The 1,683-nt window shown below is 48.4% G+C and carries 1 protein-coding gene; it reads left to right on the forward strand.

Annotated features, from left to right (window positions below; translation table 11 throughout):
* On the forward strand, positions 1-1,130 hold a 1,130-nt coding region (trpB, locus tag WBA89_RS28885), incomplete at its 5' end, for a tryptophan synthase subunit beta (RefSeq protein WP_424411055.1).
* Positions 1,131-1,683: the final 553 nt, after the last annotated feature.

The raw sequence follows: 1,683 nt of genomic DNA on the forward strand, positions 1-1,683 counted from the left end.
CTTTGTTTGAGCTCGAAGCGGCTTTTCACAAATACCGCAGCGAAGCGGAATTTCAACAGCAACTTCAACAATTGCTCAAAGATTATGTCGGCCGCCCCAGCCCTTTGTATTTTGCCGAACGCCTCACAGAGCATTATGCTAAACCAGACGGTAGCGGCCCGCAAATTTACCTCAAACGCGAAGATTTAAACCATACCGGAGCTCACAAAATTAACAACGCTTTAGCTCAAGCATTGCTCGCAAAACGCATGGGTAAAAAACGGGTAATTGCTGAAACTGGTGCCGGCCAACACGGTGTTGCTACTGCTACAGTTTGCGCTCGTTTCGGTTTGGAATGCGTTGTCTACATGGGCGTTCAGGACATGGAAAGACAGGCTTTAAATGTGTTTAGAATGCGGCTGATGGGAGCGGAAGTGCGGCCGGTGGCGGCAGGTACGGGAACGCTGAAAGACGCGACTTCCGAAGCGATTCGCGATTGGGTGACAAACGTGGAGACAACCCATTACATTCTCGGTTCCGTAGCGGGGCCGCATCCTTACCCGATGATGGTGCGCGATTTCCATGCGATCATCGGTGAAGAAACGCGCGCTCAGTGTCAGGAAAAGTGGGCTGGTTTGCCGGATATTTTATTAGCTTGCGTGGGCGGCGGTTCTAATGCAATGGGTCTTTTTCACGAGTTTGTCGGGGAAGAAACTGTTAGATTGATCGGTGTTGAAGCGGCGGGCGAAGGTGTGGATACTGACAAACACGCGGCTACTTTGACTAAGGGAAGTGTGGGAGTTCTGCACGGGGCGATGAGTTATTTGCTGCAAGATAATGAAGGTCAAGTGATTGAGCCGCATTCGATTAGTGCGGGTTTGGATTATCCGGGCGTGGGGCCGGAACACAGTTATTTGAAGGATGCTGGCCGGGCTGAATATTACAGCGTCACTGATGCGGATGCGCTGGCGGCTTTTCAGCGTCTTTCGCAGTTGGAGGGGATTATTCCGGCTTTGGAAACTGCTCATGCGATCGCCTATTTGGAGACTTTGTGCCCGCAGCTAACGGGGAGTCCGCGCATTGTGCTTAACTGTTCGGGGCGCGGCGACAAAGATGTGAACACTGTGGCGAAGGTTCTGAATATGGTTTAGCGGAATTTCGGGCGATCGGCTTGTACGAATGAGTAAGATATAGAACAAAGCCCAACACTCATTAATTGGATGTTGGGTTTTGCTATCGCTCAAACCAACCTGCGGAATCAAACTTAGGATCGAAAACTTAATAACTTAAACATCTCCTACAGTCTTCTCTCTTGTAAGTTGCAAGAAAGAAGGAGGCAGAGCCTCCGGATCTGCATTACCAGGCAGAGCCTGGTAACGAGCAATTGCTTAAGTTATTAAATTTTCATTCCTTAGTTGATACTGCAGGTTGGGCTTTTGAAACGAAACCCCACACTTTCTATATAGGTAGTATAGATGTTGGGTTTGGCTGTGGCTCAACCTAACCTGCGGAATAAAACTTAGAAGTCATGTACAAATCTTTGCTTTTGATGTCCCTGGGATTGCTAGCAATCTTGCCTAATTGTGCTAATCTAACTCCGGTGCGATCGCCCGAACCAAATTTGATGAATACTAACCTTGCTTCTAGTTCGCTTCCTGACTTAGAAAAAGCTGTTAACCAACAGATAAATCAATACCGAGCATC

Origin of the sequence: Microcoleus sp. (genome assembly GCF_049646505.1) — a bacterium.
In the GTDB taxonomy this organism is placed as follows: Bacteria; Cyanobacteriota; Cyanobacteriia; order Cyanobacteriales; family Microcoleaceae; genus Microcoleus.